At 70.7% G+C, this 19,627-nt stretch carries 18 protein-coding genes; 8 read left to right on the forward strand and 10 right to left on the reverse strand.

Features of this window, described 5'->3' with window-relative positions:
• Positions 1-344: 344 nt before the first annotated feature.
• The 5 genes from LXT13_RS01290 to LXT13_RS01310 all read left to right on the forward strand — a co-directional run bounded on the left by LXT13_RS01290 (position 345) and on the right by LXT13_RS01310 (position 6,604).
• Positions 345-2,480, forward strand: a complete 2,136-nt coding sequence (locus LXT13_RS01290) for an alpha-glucuronidase family glycosyl hydrolase (protein WP_233369790.1) — start codon at positions 345-347, stop codon at positions 2,478-2,480.
• Positions 2,481-2,566: 86 nt separating this feature from the next.
• Positions 2,567-3,655 carry a LacI family DNA-binding transcriptional regulator gene (locus tag LXT13_RS01295; protein ID WP_233369791.1) on the forward strand — a complete coding sequence of 363 codons (1,089 nt, stop codon included), beginning with the start codon at positions 2,567-2,569 and terminating at the stop codon, positions 3,653-3,655.
• 82 nt (positions 3,656-3,737) lie between these two features.
• Entirely contained in the window at positions 3,738-4,568 is an 831-nt protein-coding gene (locus LXT13_RS01300) for an NAD-dependent epimerase/dehydratase family protein (RefSeq protein ID WP_233369792.1), read from the forward strand.
• Positions 4,569-4,571: 3 nt separating this feature from the next.
• Positions 4,572-5,546: an SMP-30/gluconolactonase/LRE family protein gene (locus tag LXT13_RS01305; RefSeq protein ID WP_233369793.1), complete on the forward strand. Its 975-nt coding sequence runs from the start codon at positions 4,572-4,574 to the stop codon at positions 5,544-5,546.
• On the forward strand, positions 5,543-6,604 hold the full coding sequence (locus LXT13_RS01310; RefSeq protein WP_233369794.1) for an aldose epimerase family protein: 1,062 nt from the start codon (positions 5,543-5,545) through the stop codon (positions 6,602-6,604). The genes LXT13_RS01305 and LXT13_RS01310 overlap by 4 nt, the downstream gene beginning before the upstream one ends.
• Positions 6,605-6,692: 88 nt before the next feature.
• Here the strand turns inward: LXT13_RS01310 and LXT13_RS01315 are convergent, their stop codons facing one another.
• From LXT13_RS01315 to LXT13_RS01345, 7 genes are all read right to left on the reverse strand, one after another.
• Positions 6,693-7,877: a fumarylacetoacetate hydrolase family protein gene (locus tag LXT13_RS01315; RefSeq protein WP_233369795.1), complete on the reverse strand. Its 1,185-nt coding sequence runs from the start codon at positions 7,875-7,877 to the stop codon at positions 6,693-6,695.
• 122 nt (positions 7,878-7,999) lie between these two features.
• Positions 8,000-9,295: an SGNH/GDSL hydrolase family protein gene (locus LXT13_RS01320; protein WP_233369796.1), complete on the reverse strand. Its 1,296-nt coding sequence runs from the start codon at positions 9,293-9,295 to the stop codon at positions 8,000-8,002.
• Positions 9,296-9,534: 239 nt separating this feature from the next.
• Complete coding sequence (locus LXT13_RS01325) at positions 9,535-9,984, reverse strand: response regulator (RefSeq protein ID WP_255719196.1); 450 nt, start codon at positions 9,982-9,984, stop codon at positions 9,535-9,537.
• 98 nt (positions 9,985-10,082) lie between these two features.
• Positions 10,083-10,370 (reverse strand): hypothetical protein, encoded by a 288-nt coding sequence (locus tag LXT13_RS01330; protein WP_233369798.1) that lies wholly within the window; start codon positions 10,368-10,370, stop codon positions 10,083-10,085.
• A 263-nt stretch (positions 10,371-10,633) separates the two neighbouring features.
• Positions 10,634-12,055 carry a phospholipase D-like domain-containing protein gene (locus LXT13_RS01335; protein WP_233369799.1) on the reverse strand — a complete coding sequence of 474 codons (1,422 nt, stop codon included), beginning with the start codon at positions 12,053-12,055 and terminating at the stop codon, positions 10,634-10,636.
• 263 nt (positions 12,056-12,318) lie between these two features.
• The gene (gene glf / locus LXT13_RS01340) at positions 12,319-13,467 is read right to left on the reverse strand and encodes a UDP-galactopyranose mutase (protein WP_233369800.1); all 1,149 of its coding nucleotides are present in this window, start codon (positions 13,465-13,467) and stop codon (positions 12,319-12,321) included.
• A gap of 74 nt (positions 13,468-13,541) precedes the next feature.
• Entirely contained in the window at positions 13,542-13,772 is a 231-nt protein-coding gene (locus LXT13_RS01345; RefSeq protein ID WP_233369801.1) for a hypothetical protein, read from the reverse strand.
• A gap of 137 nt (positions 13,773-13,909) precedes the next feature.
• On the opposite strand from LXT13_RS01345, the gene LXT13_RS01350 reads away from it, so the two are divergent.
• Both LXT13_RS01350 and LXT13_RS01355 read left to right on the forward strand, forming a co-directional pair.
• Complete coding sequence (locus tag LXT13_RS01350; RefSeq protein WP_233369802.1) at positions 13,910-15,391, forward strand: sigma-54-dependent transcriptional regulator; 1,482 nt, start codon at positions 13,910-13,912, stop codon at positions 15,389-15,391.
• 56 nt (positions 15,392-15,447) lie between these two features.
• On the forward strand, positions 15,448-15,678 hold the full coding sequence (locus tag LXT13_RS01355; protein ID WP_233369803.1) for a hypothetical protein: 231 nt from the start codon (positions 15,448-15,450) through the stop codon (positions 15,676-15,678).
• A gap of 4 nt (positions 15,679-15,682) precedes the next feature.
• Here the strand turns inward: LXT13_RS01355 and LXT13_RS01360 are convergent, their stop codons facing one another.
• Entirely contained in the window at positions 15,683-16,531 is an 849-nt protein-coding gene (locus tag LXT13_RS01360) for a DUF2334 domain-containing protein (protein ID WP_233369804.1), read from the reverse strand.
• A gap of 5 nt (positions 16,532-16,536) precedes the next feature.
• A complete protein-coding gene (locus LXT13_RS01365) occupies positions 16,537-17,691 on the reverse strand; it encodes a glycosyltransferase (protein ID WP_233369805.1) in 1,155 nt (384 codons plus the stop codon).
• Positions 17,692-17,825: 134 nt separating this feature from the next.
• Here LXT13_RS01365 and LXT13_RS01370 point away from each other — a divergent pair, with 134 nt between their 5' ends.
• Positions 17,826-18,893: a DNA topoisomerase IB gene (locus LXT13_RS01370; protein ID WP_233369806.1), complete on the forward strand. Its 1,068-nt coding sequence runs from the start codon at positions 17,826-17,828 to the stop codon at positions 18,891-18,893.
• On the opposite strand, the gene LXT13_RS01375 is transcribed toward LXT13_RS01370, so the two are convergent.
• Positions 18,871-19,545 carry a D-glycero-alpha-D-manno-heptose-1,7-bisphosphate 7-phosphatase gene (locus tag LXT13_RS01375; protein ID WP_233369807.1) on the reverse strand — a complete coding sequence of 225 codons (675 nt, stop codon included), beginning with the start codon at positions 19,543-19,545 and terminating at the stop codon, positions 18,871-18,873. The genes LXT13_RS01370 and LXT13_RS01375 overlap by 23 nt on opposite strands.
• Positions 19,546-19,627 lie beyond the last annotated feature (82 nt).

The raw sequence follows: 19,627 nt of genomic DNA on the forward strand, positions 1-19,627 counted from the left end.
GCGGACAGCCGGCGCGGCGTGCCCGGGTGGATTCCGGGTGCTGCCATCGGCGCAGGCGGGTTGCCGCCCGGGCCGCCGGCACCGGGCAAGGCATTCTGCATGGGCCATCACGCAGGCCGCCCGCAGGGTATGTCGTTGCCGTAGGTGCCCCGGGTGGGCCCGCGCCGCGAGGGCGATGTCGGGGGCGTCCCGGACGCTTGTTGTTTCAAACCTGGTCTCCGTGGCGGGAAACGCCGTCTTGAAGGGTTTTCGAACGGCGAGCGGACGCAAATGTAGCGCTACCATTTGGGTTTGCGCAAGCCGGGATTTCGCCAAAGACAAGCGCCAAAGCGCGAGGAGACAAGATGAAGACCGTGGTTCGATGGGTCGGCATGGTGATGCTGGGCCTGATGCTGGTCGGGCAGGCTGCTGCCGAGGATGGCTATGACTTGTGGCTGCGCTATCGGCCGCTCGACGGCGCGGCGCAGGCTCGTCTGCACGCGCAGGCGCGCGCGGTAGTGCTGGCCGCTCCGGCGTCGCCGTCGCTGGATGCCGCCGTCGCCGAGCTGCGGCGCGGCGTGGCCGGCATGGCGGGGCGGGAAATCGCGGTCTCGACGCGCCTGGTGCCCGGCGCGCTGGTGCTGGCCACGCCGGGCCAGGCGCCGGCCGGGCTGGTGCTGCCCTGGGCCGACCTGGGCCGGGAGGGCTGGCTGCTGCGCCGCCAGACGCTGCAGGGTCGCGACGTGACCGTCATTGCCGCCAACAGCGACATCGGCCTCCTGTACGGCAGCTTCGCCTGGCTGCGTGCCGTGCAGACCGGTGCGGACCTCGCCCGGCTGGACCAACGTTCGGCGCCCAAGGTGGGCCTGCGGCTGCTGAACCACTGGGACAACTTGGACCGCCACGTCGAGCGAGGCTATGCCGGCGCGTCGCTGTGGGACTGGTGGAAGCTGCCGGACCTGCTCGACCCGCGCTATGTGGACTACGCGCGGGCCAATGCGTCGCTCGGCATCAACGGCGCGGTGCTGAACAACGTCAATGCCAAAGCGGATTCGCTGACGGCGCCCTTCCTCGCCAAGGCCGCGGCGCTGGCCGGGGTCTTCCGGCCGTATGGCATCAAGGTCTACCTGTCGGCGCGCTTCTCGGCGCCGGTAGAGCTGGGAGGGCTCAAGACCGCCGATCCGCTGGACCCGGCCGTGCGCGCCTGGTGGAAGGCCAAGGCCGACGAGATCTACGCGGTGATCCCCGACTTTGGCGGCTTCCTCGTCAAGGCCAACTCCGAGGGCCAGCCCGGTCCGCAGGACTACGGCCGCAACCACGCCGATGGCGCCAACATGCTGGCCGAGGCGCTCGGCCCGCACGGTGGCGTCGTCATGTGGCGCGCCTTCGTCTATGCGGCCGATGCCAGCGACCGCGCGAAGCAGGGCTATGTCGAGTTCCAGCCGCTGGACGGCAAGTTCGCGCCCAACGTCATCGTGCAGGTCAAGAACGGGCCGATCGACTTCCAGCCGCGCGAGCCCTTCCATCCGCTGTTCGGCGCGATGCCGCACACGCCGCTCGCGCTGGAGGTGCAGATCACGAAGGAGTACCTCGGTTTTTCGACGCACCTGGCCTACCTCGGCCCGCTGTTCGCGGAGGTGCTGCAGGCCGACACGGGCCATGGCGGCAAGGTCGCGCGGGTCGTCGACGGCAGCCTGCATGGCCAGCGCCTCACGGCGATGGCAGGTGTCGCCAACATCGGCACTGACCGCAACTGGAGCGGCTCGCAGTTCGACCAGGCCAACTGGTATGCCTTCGGCCGCCTGGCCTGGGACCCGGACCTGGGCGCCGCCGACGTCGCGCGCGACTGGGCCGCCCAGACCTTCACGGCGCGGCCGGCGGCGCGCGACGCCATCGTCGCGTTGATGATGGGCTCGCGCGAGGCGGTCGTCGACTACATGACGCCGCTGGGCCTGCACCACCTGATGGGCACCGGTCACCACTACGGCCCGGCGCCGTGGGTGGACAACCTGGAACGGGCCGACTGGAACCCGGTCTACTTCCATCGCGCCGGCCGTGACGGCATCGGTTTCGACCGCTCGCCTGCCGGCAGCAATGGCGTGGCCCAGTACGCGCCATCGGTCGCGAGGTTATGGTCCGACCCGCGCACGACGCCGCCGGAGCTGCTGCTGTGGTTCCACCACCTGCCGTGGGACTACGCGATGCCGTCAGGGCGCAGTCTGTGGGGCGAACTGGTGGCCCGCTACGACCGCGGCGTGGCGACGGTGGACGACATGCGCCGCCGCTGGGATGCGCTCAAGCCCGAGATCGATGCGGCACGCCACGCCGAGGTGGCCGCCTACCTGGCCGTGCAGGCCCATGAGGCGCAGTGGTGGCGCGATGCTTGCATTGCCTATTTCCAGTCCATGTCCGGCCTGCCGCTGCCGGCAGGCGTGCGGCCGCCGGCGCTCGATCTGGCGGCGTACAAGGCCCGTCAATTCGCTTTCGCGCCCGGCCGCTGAGGCCGGTGCCGCGCGGCCTTGATGGAGAATTGCGGTTTGGGTCCGGCAGCGCGGCGACGCATAACAACGAAGATTCGAGGTGCAGATTGAAGCCAAACGTGCGCCAGGGGCGTAGCACCAGGGTGGCCACCATCGCCGATGTGGCGCAGATGGCTGGGGTGTCGCCGATGACCGTGTCGCGCGTCGTCAATGGCGAACTCAACGTGCGCCCCGGCACACGAGAGAAGGTGCAGGCCGCCATCACGGCGCTGAACTACGTGCCCAATCAGGCAGCGCGCCGCCTGGCCGGCTCCGAGCCGATCCGCATCGGCATGCTGTACATCGACCCGACCGCGGGTTACCTGAATGAGTTCCTCATCGGCCTGCTGAACATGACCAGCCTGCGCCACGTGCAGCTGGTCGTGCAGCGCTGCGAGGCCGCCCGCGAGGGCGAGGAGCAGCCGGTGGCCGAGATGATCGCCAATGGCATCGACGGCCTCATCCTGCCGCCGCCGTTCTGCGACTCCCAGCCGCTGCTCAAGCTCGTCGCCGAGACCGACACCCCGTCCGTCGTCGTCTCCAGCGGCGTGCCGCCCGAGTCGGTGTGCGCCGTCAGCATCGACGACTACCACGCCGCCTACGAGATGACTCGACACCTTCTGAACCTGGGCCACCACCGGCTCGGCTTCATCATCGGCGACCCCTACCAGAGCAGCAGCTCGCGCCGCCTGGCCGGCTTCCATGCCGCGATGAGCGACGCCGGCGTCAACATCGCCGAGGAAGAGGTCGTCGCGCAGGGCATGTTCACCTACCGTTCCGGCCTGGACGCGGCGGAGTTCCTGCTGTCGCAGGAGCGCCGGCCGACGGCCATCTTCGCCAGCAACGACGACATGGCGGCGGCCACCGTTGCCATCGCCCACCGCCTGGGCCTGGACGTGCCGAGCGACCTGACTGTCGTCGGCTTCGACGACGCGCCGCTGGCCACGACGATCTGGCCCGAACTGACGACCGTGCGCCAGCCCATCATGGAGATGGCCGGTGCCGCGGTGGACCTGCTCGTGCGCCACATCCGCGCCCGCCGCGCCGGCGAGCCGCTGCCCTGCGAGCACGAGCTCAAGGACTTCGAGATCGTGCGCCGGCAGTCTGATGCCGCGCCGCGCCTGCGCCCGCCGAGCCGCCTCGGCGCCAGCAGCTGACTTTTTTCAACCCACAACGCCGCGCCTTGGCGCGGCCTGACAGCGCTACCCTCCCGCGCCGCGCGCGCGGCTGGAGATTCCGATGCAAGAACTGACTGGACTGCGCTTCAAGCGCCTGCTGTTGACCGGCGCTGCCGGCGCCCTGGGCCGCATGCTGCGACCGCGCATGAAGCGCTACTGCGACGTGCTGCGCGTTTCCGACATCGCGCCGATGGACCCGGCCGGGTCCGGCGAGGAAGTCGTCGTCGCGCCGCTGGAGGACGAGGCGGCCATGTATGCGCTGCTGGACGGCGTGGACGCCGTGCTGCACTTCGGCGGCGTGTCCATCGAGAAGCCCTTCAGCACCGTGCTGCCGGCCAACATCGTCGGCGCGTACAACCTCTACGAGGCGGCCCGCCGCCGCGGCACGAAGCGCATCATCTTTGCCAGCTCCAACCACGTGACCGGCTTCTACGGTCAGGGCGAGACGATCAAGGCGCATGTCGTGCCGCGGCCCGACACCTATTACGGCCTGTCCAAGGCCTTCGGCGAGAACCTGGCGCAGTTCTACTTCGACCGCCACGGCCTGGAGACCGTCTCGCTGCGCATCGGCTCCTGCCTGCCCGAGCCAGTGGACCGCCGCCAACTGTCGAGCTGGCTGAGCCATGACGACATGGAGAGGCTGCTCGTCGCCTCGCTGACCGCGCCGGTCGTGGGGCACAGCATCGTCTACGGTGCCAGCAACAACCGCACGACCTGGTGGGACAACTCGCAGGCCAATCATGTCGGCTACCAGCCGCAGGACAGCTCCGAGCGCTGGCGCCCGGCCATCGAGGCCGCGCAGCCCCAGGTGGACCCGACGCGGCCCGAAGTGCGTTTCCAGGGCGGCGGCTTCGTCGTCCTCGGCCCCTTCCCGTTCGCCGGGCAGGAGTAGGGCATGCGCGCGGGACCGTCCTTCGCCTTCACGCCGTCGCAGCGCCTGCCAGACGAGGCCTTCGAGATCCTGGCGCCCGAGGGCCGCGAACTGCGGCTGTTCTCGGCCGTCGTCGAGCAGCTCGCCACGGGCCTGCAGTGGGCCGAAGGGCCGGTGTGGTTTGGCGACGGGCGCTACCTGCTCGTCTCCGACATCCCCAACGACCGCATTCTGCGCTGGGACGACTGCAGCGGCGAGGTCAGCGTGTTCCGCCAACCCAGCGGCAACGCCAACGGCCATGCGCGCGATGCGCAGGGCCGGCTCGTCAGCTGCGAGCACCTCGGTCGGCGCATCACGCGCACTGAGCATGATGGCCGCATCGCGGTGCTAGCCGACCGCTTCGACGGCAAGCCGCTGAACTCGCCCAACGACATCACCTGCGCGCCGGACGGCGCCGTCTGGTTCACCGACCCGGACTTCGGCATCGGCAGCGACTGGGAAGGGCTGCGCGCCACGCCCGAGCAGCCGCACGGCGTCTACCGCATCGACCCGGCCAGCGGCGCGCTGACGCGCGTGCTGGACGACCTGGCCGGCCCCAACGGACTGGCCTTCACGCCGGACGGCCGGCGGCTGCTGGTCGTCGAAAGCCGCGCCCAGCCGCACCGGCTGATCTGGAGCTATGCGGTCGATGGCGGCCGGCTGTCCGACAAGCGTCTGCTCATCGATGCCGCCGGGCACGGCGCGCTGGACGGCATCGCGCTCGACACGGCCGGGCGTATCTGGTGCGGCTTCGGCGGCAACGGTCATCCCGACGCCGACCCTGCCGCGCTCGATGGTGTGCGTGTGTACTCGCCCGAGGGCCAGCCCATCGCGCACATTCACCTGCCCGAACGCTGCGCCAACCTGTGCTTCGGCGGCGCCAAGGGCAACCGGCTCTTCATGGCCAGCAGCCATTCCGTCTACGCGCTGTACGTCAACGCCCGCGGAGCCGTCCTGTGACCGACCAAGCCCACATCACCTCGCGCGCCTATGGCCTCCTGCCGGACGGCCGCGCCGTCCACGAATACCGCCTCGACAACGGCCGTGGTCTCACGCTGACGGCGCTGGACTGGGGAGGTATCGTCACCGGCCTGTGGGTGCCTGACGCTGTCGGGCGCAGCGACAACGTCGTGCTGGGCCTGGCCAGCCTGGAGGCCTACCTGGCCGGCGCCGGCTCGCATCTGGGCGTCATCGCCGGGCGCTATGCCAACCGCATCGCCGGCGCGCGCTTTCAGCTCGACGGCGAGACGCATCGGCTGATGGCCAACGACGGCGCCAACTGCCTGCATGGCGGCCCGTACGGCTTTGGCGCGTCACTGTGGCAGGGCGAGCCGCAGCCGGCGGGCCGCGACGGCAGCGTCAGCCTGCGGCTGGAGCGCATCAGCCCGCATGGCGAGATGGGCTTCCCTGGCACGATGCACGTGGCCGTGACTTACACGCTCGGCGCCGACATGAGCTGGCGGATCGACTACGAGGCCACGACGGACCGTGCCACCGTCGTCAACCTGACGTCGCATGCTTACTTCAACCTCGGCGGTGTCGGTTCAGGCTCGGCGCTGGCGCACCGGTTGACGCTGCCGGCCAGTCGCTACACGGTGCCCGATGCGGCCTCCATCCCGCTGCGCCATGCCAGCGTGGACGGCACGCCGTTCGACTTCCGCCAGGCCCGGGAGATCGGCGCCGATGCGCGCTACGACCACAACTGGCTGCTGGACGCGCCGCTGGACGGCCAGCTGCATGCGGCCGCGCAGCTGCACGACCCGCGCTCGGGCCGCGTGATGGACATGCTGACGACCGAGCCGGCGATCCAGTTCTACGCAGGCACCTGGCTGGACGGTTCGCTGACCGGGCCTGGCGGCGAGCGCTTCACGCGTGGTACTGGCCTGTGCCTGGAAACCCAGCATGCGCCGGACTCGCCCAACCGCCCCGTCGGCCCCGACTGGCCCAGTACCGTGCTGCGGCCGGGTGAGCTGTTCCGGTCGGCGACGGTGCACCGGTTCGGCGTTCTGCCGGGCTGACCCTCAAAAAAAAGACGGCGGCACCGCTCGCGCGGGCCGCCGCAAGAGACAGGACGCCCACCAGCCCGGGGAGCGTCCGACCAGAGACTCAGGCCGGCACCGGCCGCTGGCGCAGATGCCGCAGCAGCGCGCCGACGCCGTAGGTCCACGGTGGGATGGCATCGCTGCGTTGCACGGTGTTGATGAGGCTGCCCAACGACGGGCTAGCGATGGTGACGATGTCGCCCAGCCGGTGCGTGAAGCCGGCGCCCGGCGCGCCGCGGTCCTGGATGGGCGAGAACATCGTGCCCAAGAACAGCATGAAGCCGTCGGGGTATTGGTGATGCGGCCCGCAGGCGTGGCGCACGAGCTCCAGCGGGTCGCGGCTGATCTCCTGCATGCGGCTGACCCCTTCAAGGACGAAGCCGTCCTCGGCGCCCTCGATGCGCAGGCTCACCTCGGCCGTACGAACCGTGTCCAGCGTGAAGCGGTCGTCGAACAGGCGCACGAACGGGCCGATGGCGCAGGCGCCGTTGTTGTCCTTCGCCTTGCCCAGCAGCAGTGCGCTACGGCCTTCGATGTCGCGCAGGTTGACGTCGTTGCCCAGCGTCGCGCCGACGACCTCGGCGCGACCGTTGACGGCCAGCACGACCTCGGGCTCGGGGTTGTTCCACTGCGAGTCGGGGTGCAGGCCCACGGCGTCGCCGAAGCCTACCGCCGACATCGGCTGCGCCTTCGTGAAGACCTCGGCGTCCGGTCCCAGCCCGACCTCGAGGTACGGCGACCACGCTCCGCGGGCGACGAACTCGGCCTTGAGCCGCTGCGCGGCTTCGGAGCCGGGGCGGATGCTGGACAGGTCGGTGCCGAGCGTGGCGGTGAGCGTCTGCCGCAGGTCGTGCGCACGGGCGGCATCGCCGCTGGCCTGAGCTTCGATGACCCGCTCCAGCAGGCTCACTGCGAAGGTCACGCCGCAGGCCTTGACGGCCTGCAGGTCGCACGGCGCGAGCAGCCGCGGCACGGCGGCGTCTTGCGAGCCGGCGCGGGCCTGGGCCAGCGCCGCCTGCACCGACCCCAGCCGCTCGGCCGGCGCGTGGCGGGCGATGTCGAGGCGATCGGCACGGTCGAGCAGCTCGGCCAGCGTGGCGGCGTGTGCCGACAGGTCGATGAGGTCGTCGCCCCGAACGGCCACGGGGACGGGGCCGGCGATGTCGTGCCGCCACACGCGGCCGACAAGGACAGCGCTTTCCCGATCGGCCGGAAGTGCGGAGAGGGGCAGGGACGTGCGATCAGACATGGGCGGGAAGCGGAAGCGCTGGCGGAATTGTGAGCGCTACCTGAGACTGTGTGAAGTTGGGGTTGCCGCGTAGGCAATTTAGGGGGCGATGTTCCCGGGACGCGCGCGCGACCAGCGCGGCGTCAGCGTACGGCGCAGCGGCGGTCCAGCCACTCCAGCGGGAAGGCGTCGGCCATCGCCTGATAGCCCGTGGTGGACGGGTGCAGGCCGTCGTTGTCCAGGTCGCGGCGCAGGTGGCTGGGCTTGGCCGGGTCGCGCGTGATGGCGTCGAAGTCGAGCACGGCGTCGAAGCGGCCGGGCTGGCGGATCCAGGCATTGAGCGCTTGGCGGTCGGCCTCGTTCTCGGGCTGGGGCTGGTAGTAGCCGCTGCCGCCATAGGGCATGACGGTCGCGACGAACAGGCATACGCCACGCTGTCGGGCCTGGCCGGCCAGTGTGCCGAGCGCCTGCTGCAGCTCGGCCAGCAGTGCCGCGCGGGACTCTGGCGTCGTCGCGCGCTGGCGGTGGCTGCTACCCAGGTCGTTCACGCCTTCAAGCAGCACGATGTGCGTGACGCCGCTTTGCGCCAGCGCGTCGCGCTCGAAGCGACTGACGAGGCTGGGGCCGAGGCCGTCGTGCAGGATGCGGTTGCCGCCGATGCCGGTGTTGATGACGGCCGACGTGCGACCGGGCGCGCCGAGCCGGCGGGCGAGGGCGTCGGTCCAGCGCAGGTAGCTGCCGCTCTGCACGCCGTAACCATCGGTGATCGAGTCGCCGATGGCCACCAGCACCGGCTGGGCCGGCGCGCCGCCGGCCACGTCGATGGCGGCGAGATGCCACCATCCGTCCTTGGCGATCGCGTCGGGCCAGTCGGTCATGTCGGCATGGTTGCCGGCCCATGCCCAGCTGCTGATGCGCGATCCGGGGTGGACCGTGGCGACCGACGGTGCGGCGACGACGTGCATCTGCACGGCCACGTCGGCCAGCCGCGGCAGTGCCAGCGACACTGGGTCGCTCCAGGCCTCGGCACCTGGCGCGATCGTCAGCTCGCGCCGGCCCTGGAAGCTCAGCGGCCGCAGGCTGCCGGCTTGCAGCGCCGGCCGGCCCGTCTCGGTGCCGGGCTGGACCAGTGCGACGCTGGCAACGTCCAGTTGCAGCGGCTCGCGCCCGAAGAGGTTGCTGACGCGCACCCGCAGCGTATCGCCGGCCACCGTCGTGCGCACCACCTGGCGCAGGCTCACGTCACGCAGCGGCTGTTGCAGTGGCGCCGGCACGTTGGCCGCGGCGATCGGCGGCTGCGGCAGTTGGGCGCTGCCCCACGCCGCCTTCCATTCGGTGGGCGCGGGGGCACGCGGCGCCACTCCGCAGGCGGCCAGCAACACGGCGGTGATGAGGCCCAGGGCCCGGCCCGAGAAGCGCTTGGCAGGAAAACGGTGCATGGCGATGGTGCGTTGCTAACAATCGATGATATCGCTACCAGCTGTCGCGAATCCCGGAGCGCTGGTGTCGTGTTCGCAAATACTGTATAAATAAACAGTTCGCACAAGGAGCCACCATGATGCACGACCACTACCGCCAGAACTACGTCCCCGCCCGCCCGTTGCCGCGCTGGCTGCAGCGCATCATCAGCTGGCTTTGAAGAGTTGGTCCGGCTGTCTCCGCCGAGGGGCGCTGGCGCTCAGCCGCGCCTGCGCAGCACGGCCTCCACGGCGCCCTCGATGTCTTCCACGAGGGCCGGCTTGCAAACCAGCTGGTCGAAACCGGCCTGGCGAGCCCGTTCATCGTCCTGAGGGCGGGCCAAACCGCTAAGCGCCACGGCAACGGGTGACGCGCCGCCCGGCCGGCCGCGAAGGGCCTCAACGAGCCGATAGCCGTCGAGGCCCGGCATCGTGATGTCGGAGATCAGTACATCGGGCAGACCGTCGTCATCCAGGCGTTGCAGCGCGTGAAGACCGTTGCTGGCACTGGTCACCCTCGCGCCGCAGAGTTCCAGCAGCATCGCCAGCGATTCCAGCGCGTCCTCGCAGTCGTCCACAAGCAGCACACGCCTGCCGGCGAGTGCAGCGCCGCTGGGCGATGAGGGAAGGGGCGACGGAGGGGGAAGGCCGTGAACGGGCGAAGGGGGCATGGGCGGTGCGGCCGCCGAAACAGCGGCAGCCGCGGCCCATGCTAGCAGCCCGATCTGGCGGACTGCCCACGCGCCCTTTCGTTGTCAGCGACGCGCGATCAGGCCGCCTTGGCCAGCTGCGCGGCGATGTGCGGGGCGGTGGCAAATTCTTGCCGCAGGCGTTGCAGCAAATCCTCGCGATCGGGCATCGGCGCGCCGCACGAGACCCGCGAGGCGATGGCGCGATCCAGGGCCCCTTCCAGCCCGTTGCACTGCACGGAGTACGACGTGTGGTGCGGCTGACCGAGGCGGTCCGTCCACGTAGCGACGACTCGCAGCACCGGGCCGCAGGTTCGCATCGCCCATTCGAAGCGGATGCCGGCCGTGCGTGTGCGGCTGCGGCGCATCAGCCGGCCCATCGTGCTGCCGCCCGGGCGGCGGCGGGAGGCGCCGGACTGAGGTGACGCGGGACCGTTGTCGGTCGTGTCGGAAGTATCCGGAATATCCGGAAGAGGGCCTGTCGGGCGCAGCGGCTCGCTACGGGGGAGGGACGTTGCGGTCTGCAACCCGGCGGAGGAACCTTCGAAAGCCATGGCATGAACTCCTTGACAGCGGATGGGAAGAAGAAGGCTGTCGTACTGGGCAAACGGCGCGCCAGCCGGTCAGCGCTTCACAGCAGCGGTTCGACGAGACGGGCGAAACCTTCCAACACGCGCTGCCCCAGGCCACGCTCGGCCCAGCGGGCTGCGTCGATGGGCTGGGTCGCAGCGAGATCGCGGGCGAACAAGATCTGCATCTGCTCGCCGAAGTCATCGCCCAGCACGATGACGTCCATTTCGTTGTTGATGACGATGCTGCGCCAGTCGAGGTTGCTGGAGCCGACGCTGGAGAACACGCCATCGATGACCGCCGTCTTGGCATGCATGACGGCGCCCTTCATCTCGTGGATGCGCACGCCGGCGGCCAGCAACTGCGCATAGCGTGAGCGCGCGGCGTGCATCACGAGCGCCACGTCGCTGCGGCCGGGCAGCACCAGCGCCACGGCCACGCCGCGGCGCGCGGCATCACAAAGCGCACGGATGAGCTCATCGCCTGGCGCGAAGTAGGCCATCGTCAGCTCCACGCTGCGCTGGGACGCATCGATGGCGTTCAGCAGCGCCTTGTAGGTCGGGTTGACGCCATGGTCCGGGTTGCCGGCCACGAGCTTGACGACTCGCTGCCCCGGCGCCGCCACGCGTGGCGCGGGTGCAGGCGGCAGTTCACCCTGGCAACCCTGCCGCGCCCACGACTCGCGGAACACGGTGGCCAGCGCCGAGACGACCGGCCCGTGCAGTTCCACCTGCGTGTCGCGCCAGCCCTGGCGGTCGATGTCCTCCGGCGCCTTGCGCCGCCTCGCGCTGCCGAACGAGCCCTCGGCGTAGACGTTGCTGAGGTTGATGCCGCCCGTGAAGGCGACGTCGCTGTCCACCGCCAGCATCTTGCGGTGGTTGCGCTGCATCAGTCCCCAGTGCCCGGGGCGCTCCAGCGGGTTGATCGGGTTGAAGGCGCACACCGCCACGCCGCCCTCTCGCAGCCGATCGAAGAAGGCGGCCTCGGTGCCCAGAGATCCGACGCTGTCGTACATCAGCGCGACGCTGACGCCCGCGGCAGCCTTGCTGCGCAGCAGGTCGGCCACCTCGGCCGCGACACCCTCGTCCTCGACGATGTAGAACTCGACGAGGATGCGGTGCTGCGCCGCGGTGATGGCACTCTTCATCGCCGCGAACGTCTGCGGGCCGTCCACCAGCAGCCGGGCGGTGTTGCCGCGCAGCAGCTGTGTGTCGCCGCCGGCCGCCAGCACGCCCAGCTGCCGCTCAAACAGCGCGGCATGGCCCTCGGCGCGCACGCGTGCGAGGTCGCGCGCCTCGGTGGCCTCGCTGACCGGTCCGTCGTGGCCCACGAGCGTGACACGCTCTGCCGTCTGCCGGGGCGGCAGGGGTTGGAGCTGGTGGTCGCGCTCCATCAGGCTGCCGCAGGCCGCCGCGGCACACACCCACAGCGCGACCAGCAACGAGACCCAGCCGGCCCGGCCCCAGCTCCCAGGTGCTTTCATGAGCTTGCTTGCAACTCCGGCCGAGAACACCTCGGCCTCAAGCCAAAAAAGCAAGTCACATGCCGGCCGGAAAACAAGTTATGGCGCCAAGGGCTTGGGCGGCTGCAGTGGGGCAGGCTTCGGCTGCGGCGCCGGCCGGGCCAGCTCGTCCAACCCGGCACCCGGGTCCTCCTCGCCGGCCACCGAACTGTCGTCGGGATGGGCGCCGGGGACCGCAGGCGTGGGCGGCCTGGGCGTCTGCGACGGGTGAGGAGACGCGCGGCTCATGGCTGCACCATCCGCTTGAACGTGGCCAGCGACTGCGCCACGACTTGGTCCATGTTGTAGTACTTGTAGCTGGCCAGCCGGCCGACGAAGGTGACGTCCGACAGCGCCTCGGCGTCGGCCTCGTAGCGTCGGTAGAGCTGCGTGTTCTCGGCCCGGGGCACTGGGTAGTAGGGGTCGCCCTGGCTGCGCGAGTATTCGTAGACGAGCGAGGTCGCCTCGTGCCGCTGGCCCGTCAGGTGCTTGAACTCCGTGACGCGCGTGTAGAGGTGATCGTTGGGATGGTTGACGGTGCCGACCGGCTGCACCGTCGCCTGGCCGGCGGGCGGCTGTACCGTCACGTGCTCGAAGGCGAGGCTGCGGTAGGGCAGTTGGCCATGGTGGTGATCGAAGAAGGTGTCGATGGGCCCCGTGTAGACCATGTGCTTCCACGGCAGCAGGTGGACGATGTCGCGGTAGTCCGTGCCCGTCATCACGTGGATGTTCGGATGCGCCAGCATGCGCTCGAACATGCGCGTGTAGCCGTGCAGCGGCATGGCCTGGTGGGTGTCGGTGAAGTAGCGGTCGTCGCGGCTTGTGCGTGTCGGCACGCGGGCCGTCACGCTGGCGTCCAGTTCCGACGGGTCCAGCCCCCATTGCTTGCGCGTGTAGCCGCGGAAGAACTTGGTGTACAGGTCGCGGCCCACGCGAGACACGACAACGTCCTCCGACGTACGCACGCCGTCGACCCGCTCCGCGACGCGGGCCAGGAAGTCGTCCATCTCGAACGATGAGAGGCTCAGGCCGTACAGGCGGTTGACCGTGTCGAGGTTGATTGGCATTGGCAGCAACTGGCCGTCGACGCTGGCGAGCACGCGGTGCTGGTAGGGCCGCCACTCGGTGAACTGCGACAGGTAGCCGAACACCTCGGCCGAGTTCGTGTGGAAGATGTGCGGGCCGTACGGGTGGACGAGCAGTCCAGCGTCGTCATGCCGGTCGTGGGCATTGCCACCGATGTGGGGCCGCTTGTCGACGACCAGCACGCGCTGACCGGCCTGCGAAGCCAGGCGTTCGGCGATGACGCTGCCGGCAAAGCCGGCGCCAACGATCAGGGTGTCATAGCCGGTGGCGCCTGTCGGCGCGGGAAACTGGCTTTTGAAGGTGTGCATGGCGCCACCGAGCAAGTCGGGTGCCCGGGCAGGCGTGAGGCGGCGACGCGACGAAGTTGCGGTAAATCTTGCCGTCAACGCGTCATTTCATTGCCGCCCGCGACTTGCTCGGGCGTCGTCGGGCGGCCACCTTCGCCTTCCCACGTGTGCACGGCAGCGGGCGTCCGGGCGCAGCGGGCGCTGTGTCGGTGGCGATGGGTGCCACGGCAGGCGCGCCAAGCCAGCCCCAGCAGCGCGCCGAGCACCAGCAGCTCCAGGGCCAGCCGAGGCTCACGGGGGCCCATGCGAATGAAATGCGTGTCCATCCCAATTTCAGGCAAGCCGGATGCCCAGGCGCCTTACATGCCGATACACCCCCTAGACCGCAGCCCATGTGTCTCGCCGACGTCGAATGTGACGACAATGGCCCCTCACCCCGAACTAACGTAAGGACTCGACGCAGATGCCGCACGCCCTGGTGGTGGATGACGACCATGATTCAGCTGCAACGCTGCGCAGCCTGATCGCGGGGGAGCAGTTCACCGTCGCTGTCGCCCACAACCTGCGGGATGCCCGACGGCAGATTTCGCTGCAGCAGCCCGACATCATGCTGCTCGACCTGCGCCTGCCCGATGGCAACGGCATGGACCTGCTGGCCGACCCGAAGCTGGTGGCCAACTCCGAGGTCGTGCTTTGCACGGGCCACGCCAACCTCGAGACGTCCATCCAGGCCTTGCGGCTCGGGGCGGCGGACTACCTCATCAAGCCCGTCAACCTGAAGCAGCTGCAGGGCGTGCTGTCGCGCATCATGAAGCCGGCGGCGCTGCAGGCCGAGGTGGAAGACCTGACGGCCAATCTTGCAGAGTCCGGTCATTTCGGCCACCTGTGGGGCCGCAGTGCGCCGATGCAGCGCATCTACCAGCAGATCTCGCGCGTGGCCGGCACCAGCGTGTCGGTGTTCATCACCGGCGAGTCCGGCACCGGCAAGGAGGTCGTCGCGCAGACGGTGCACGACCTGTCGCGCCGTCGCAAGCGGCCCTTCCTCGCCGTCAACTGCGGCGCCATCAGCCCCAACCTGATCGAGAGCGAGATCTTCGGCCACGAGAAGGGCAGCTTCACCGGCGCCGAGCGGCAGCATCAGGGCTTTTTCGAGCGGGCGAGCGGCGGCACGTTGTTCCTGGACGAGATCACCGAGATGCCGCTGGAGCTGCAAGTCAAGCTGCTGCGCGTGCTGGAGACCGGGCGCTTCATGCGCGTGGGCAGCACGACGAGCCAGGAGACCGACGTCCGCATCATCGCCGCCACCAACCGCCCGCCGTACCAGGCGGTGGCCCAGGGCAAGCTGCGCGAGGACCTGCTCTATCGCCTCAACATCTTCCCGATCGACCTGCCGCCGCTGCGCGACCGCGCAGCCGACGTCCCGCTGCTGGCCAACCACTTCCTCGCCGCCATCAGCGAGCAGGAGGGCGCGGCGCGTCGCTTCACGCCGGCCGCCATCGCGGCGCTCGTCGAATATCCCTGGCCCGGCAACGTGCGCGAGCTGCGCAACGCCGTGCAGCGCGCCTACGTGATGGCGCAGGACGAATTCATCGACGAATCCTGGCTACCCGGCGCCGAGGGCATTGCGCAGATGTCGGGCTGGGGCGCTCTGGGCGGGTTGCAGGAAGCGGTGCAGCCCCGCACGGCGCCTGCAGTGTCGGCGCCGCCGTTGCCGGCGCCGTCGTTGCCGGCGCCCGTTGCAGCTGCGGCCGACGCGGTGCCCCACGTCACGCTGCCCATCGGGACGAGCGTGGCCGAGGCCGAGCGGGTGTTGATGCTGGCCACCTTGCGTCATTTCAACCATCACAAGGAACGCACGGCTGCTGCACTGGGGATCAGCCTGAAGACGCTCTACAACCGGCTGAAGGAATACGCAGCCGAGAGCCAGTCGGGCGACGCCAAGTAGGCCCGTAGATTGCCTGGGCGGGGGGCCTCTTTACCTCTTTTCCAGGAGTCATCACCATGGGTCATTCCGAGCAGTACCTTCAGAAGGTCGAGACCGCCGCCCGCCGCGGCATGGACCATCTGGCCGACCGTGTCGACAGCGTGCGTTTGCAAGTGGCTCGCGCGTCGGACCGCACCGTGGGCTATGTGCAGGACAGGCCGGTCCGCTCGGCGCTGATGGCGCTGGCCGTCGGCACGTTGGTGTTCGCCGTCGTGCGCATGCTCGGCTCGCGCGACGCGGCTCGCTGACCCGTCAGAACCGGCTCGCCAGCCGCGCCGCCTCGGCCAGTCGTACCGGTACACGCTGCTGCAGCGCTTGCAGCAGCAACCGCGTCCAGCAGCGCAGGATGGCCGGGTGGTCCGCGTCGGCCGGATGCAGTTCCAGGCGCAGCAGCCGCGCCTGGCTTGCTCGGCGGGCGAGCCGTTCGTTCCACAGCAGTGACAGATGTCGGCGCCAGCCGCTGCGCGTGCTGAACACCAGCGCCGGCGCCGCCAGCGCATGGCGGTCCGGCAGCGAGATCACCTGGGTCAGCGTGCAAGTGTGCGTGAAGCCGGCCTCCTGCACCGCCTGCAGGCTCGGCGCGTTCATCAGCCAGGCCGGCGCAACGAAGCCATCCATCGGCAGGCCCACCTGGCGCGCCCAGGCGCGGCCCTCGCGTACCCGCTGGCCCGCCTCGGCGTGGGACAGCGCGGCGAACTCGCCCTCCCGCGCGGTGTAATGCTGGCGCAGCAGCCGCTCGCGCAGCCCGCGCGGGGGCGGTCCTTCGTCGCGGTGGGTCAGCCCGTGCAGCGCCAGTTCATGGCCGCTGGCGCGCATCGCGTGCAGCCAACGCAGGTAAGGCGCGGGCAGGCGATCGTCGCCATGCAGGCGCGGGACGACCAGCAGCGTTAAGGGCAGCCGCACTCCGGCCAGCCGCGCGCCATGCTGCAGCTCGTCCAGCACGCGGCGGCAGCCGTCCCAGCGGGCCGGCGCCACGTCGTGTAGTACGACGCAAAGGTCGCGCGCCGTGCAGGCTTCTGTCGTGTCGATGCGCGATGGCGGAGACAGCCGTGTGGGCGGCAGGGCGGCCGCGCGCTGCGGAGCGCGAGGAGTGGCGGCCATGCCGGTCAGCGGTGGCGCGCCAGCTGCGGCAGCGCCATCGGAGCCGGCAGCTGCCTGGGCTGCGCTGGCGGCAGCGCCGGCCGGCCGATCAGCGCGGCGTAGCGCTGTGTCAGCTGCTGCATGACCCAGGGCCAGTCCTGCGCCTGCGCGCGCGCCAGCGCCGTGCGCCGCAGCGCCGCGGGGTGGCCCGCCAGGCTGGCCGCGATGGCCTCGGCCCACAGCCGCGGCAGCGGGCGCGCCACGCGCAGGCCGGCATCGCTGGCCAGTTCGCCCAGCCCGCCGGCCTCGGGCACCACCACCGGCGTGCCGCAGGCCATGGCCTCCAGCACGCCGAGGCCGAAGGTCTCCTGGTCGCCCGCGTGCACGTAGACATCGCTGCTGGCCACCATGCGCGCCAGCCGGCGGCTGTCTTGCTCTGGAGGCAGCATCAGCACCTGCGCACCCGTCGGCGGCACCGGGCCGTTGCCTACGGCCACCAGCACATGGCCCGGCCCGAGCAGCCGCACGGCATCGGCCAGCAGCGGCAGGTTCTTCTCGGCGGCAAATCGGCCGGTGTAGATGAGCATGCGCGTCGACGCTGGCAGGCCGTGATGGCGGCACAGCGCGGCACGCCAGGCGTCGTCCTTCGCCTGCGGCGTGAACACTGAGCAGTCCACACCCAACGGCTGCACGGCCACGCGTGGCACGCCCGCCACCTGCAGCCGCTCGGCAAGCCCGCGGCTTGGCGCCAGCACGAGGTCGAAGTGACGGTAAAGGCCGACGAGGTAGCGCCGTGCCGAACGCTCGGCCCAGCGGCCGAGGGCCGAGGTGTGAGGCCCGCCGATCAGCCGTGCCGCCAGCGCCGGCAGGTCGCTGTGGCAGAAGGCCACGGCCGGCACCTGCAAGTGGCGTGCGGCGTCCAACGCCGCCCAGGCCAGCGTGTAGGGATCGGCGGCCTCGATGAGATCGGGCGCCACGAACTCCATTTGCCGGCGCGCGCGACCGCGGGCCAACACCAGGCGGTAGCCGCCGCTGCGCGGCAGTGGCAGCCCGCCGCAGTCGATCATTGCAGGGCCGTCGGCGCCTGGGGCGACGACGGTGTGCCGCCATCCCAGCGCGCGCAGCCGTTCGTGCTTGGCCGTCAGCACGCGGCGCACGCCGCCGGTGCTGCCCCAGAACATCGAAACATCCAGCAGGTGCGGCGCGGCCGGTCCATCGGCGAGCGGGCCAGGTCCGGTCAGGGGGTGATGCAGACGCATTCCGCGCCGAGGGCAACCGGCGTGCCCGCCCGGCATGCCGGTTGCCTGCGTCGGCGATGCCTGCCATCACTGCCGCCGCCCGCAAGGCCGGCCTGCGCTGGGTCGACGACCAACGCCCTGGCTTGCGCCGTCGTCCGCGCGCCACCGGCGGCTTTGACTATCTCGACGCAGAGGGGCGCCGGCTCACCGACGCCGCCACGCTGGAGCGCATCCGCAAGCTGGTCATCCCGCCCGCCTGGACGGACGTGTGGATCAGCCCGCATGCCGACAGCCACCTGCAGGCCACCGGCCGGGACGCGCGCGGCCGCAAGCAGTACCGCTACCATGCCGACTGGCAGGCCGGCCGCGGGCAGACGAAGTTCGACAGCCTGCGCCGCTTCGGCCGCGTGCTGCCGAGGCTGCGGCGGCGCGTGCAGCAGGCGCTTGCCGGCCCCGATGAACCCACGCGCGAGCGCGTGCTGGCGGCGCTGGTGCGGCTGCTGGACACCACTTGGCTGCGCATCGGCAATGCGGCCTATGCGCGCGAGAACGGCTCTTACGGGCTGTCGACGCTGCGCAACCGGCATGCGGGCGTCAAGGGCGATCTCATCGAACTGTCGTTCGTTGGCAAGAGCGGCGTGCGGCATCAGGTCAAGCTCGCCGACCGCCGCGTCGCCCGCATCGTGCGGCGCTGTCGCGAGCTGCCCGGCCAGGAGCTGTTCCGCTATGTCGACGAGGACGGCGCCAGCCATGCGCTGGGCTCGGCGGACGTGAACGCCTGGCTCGCCGAGGCCGCGGGCGAACACGTTACGGCCAAGGACTTCCGCACCTGGCATGGCAGCGTGCTGGCGCTGGAGCTGACGCTGCAGGCCTGCGCAGAAGGGGCGGACCCGTGCCGGCCAACGGAGGTCGTCGCGGCCGTGGCTCGGCGGCTGGGCAACACGGCTGCGGTTTGCCGCAAGGCTTACATCCATCCCCGCGTGCTCGCGATGACGGAGACGCTGGGCGACGAGGCGGCCCGTGCCGCTTGGCGCGGCCTGTCCTGGGCCGGCGCGGCCCCGCCGCAGGCCGGGCTCAGCGCCGCGGAGCGGCGGTTGATGGCGCTGCTGAAGTCCCGGGCCGTTAGGAAGCCGGTGTCGGGCTGAGGATGTGCGCCGTCACGTCCGCCCAGTTCTGCGCGCGGGCGTCCGGCCGGCGAAGCGGTGTCGTGGGCGCGCCGCTCTCGTCGTCGGACAGCAGCACGGTGCGGCAGCCGGCGCGGTGCCCGGCCTCCACGTCGGCAAGCGAATCGCCCACCATCCACGAGCGCGCCAGGTCGATGCCATGGCGACGGGCCGCGCGCACCAGCAGGCCCGGCGCGGGTTTGCGGCACAGGCATGATGGGCGGCCGTCCGGCGCGGGGGCGTGCGGGCAGACGAGGAAATCCAGCAGAGTCACGCCTGTGGCCTCGTGCAGCTGCCGCTCTAGCCCTGCCTGCAGCTGTGCGAACTGCGTGCGCGTGTAGTAGCCGCGGGCCAGGCCGGCCTGGTTGGTGGCCACCAGCAGCGCGTAGCCAGCGCTGGCCAGCGCCGCCAGCGCGTCGGCGGCGCCCGGCCGCAGCTTCAGCAGCGCCGGATCGGCGTTGCAAGGCATGCCGTCGATCAGCGTGCCGTCCTTGTCCAGGAACACGGCCGGCCGCTGCGGCTGTTCGCGTCGCGCCGGTTCGTCGGGCTCGTCGCGCACGGGCGTGCGGCGCCAGCGCAGTGGCCCGGCGGCACACGCCGTCGAGGCCGGAGGCGGAGGGCGCCATGGGTTCATGGCGCCATCGAGCAAGCCGCATGCCGCAGGCCGGGCACCGTGTTTGCCGAAAGGCCGTTTCCATCACGCACCGAGGGCCCGC

The sequence above is a fragment of the Pelomonas cellulosilytica genome (genome assembly GCF_021353265.1).
Taxonomy (GTDB): Bacteria; Pseudomonadota; Gammaproteobacteria; order Burkholderiales; family Burkholderiaceae_C; genus Pelomonas; species Pelomonas cellulosilytica.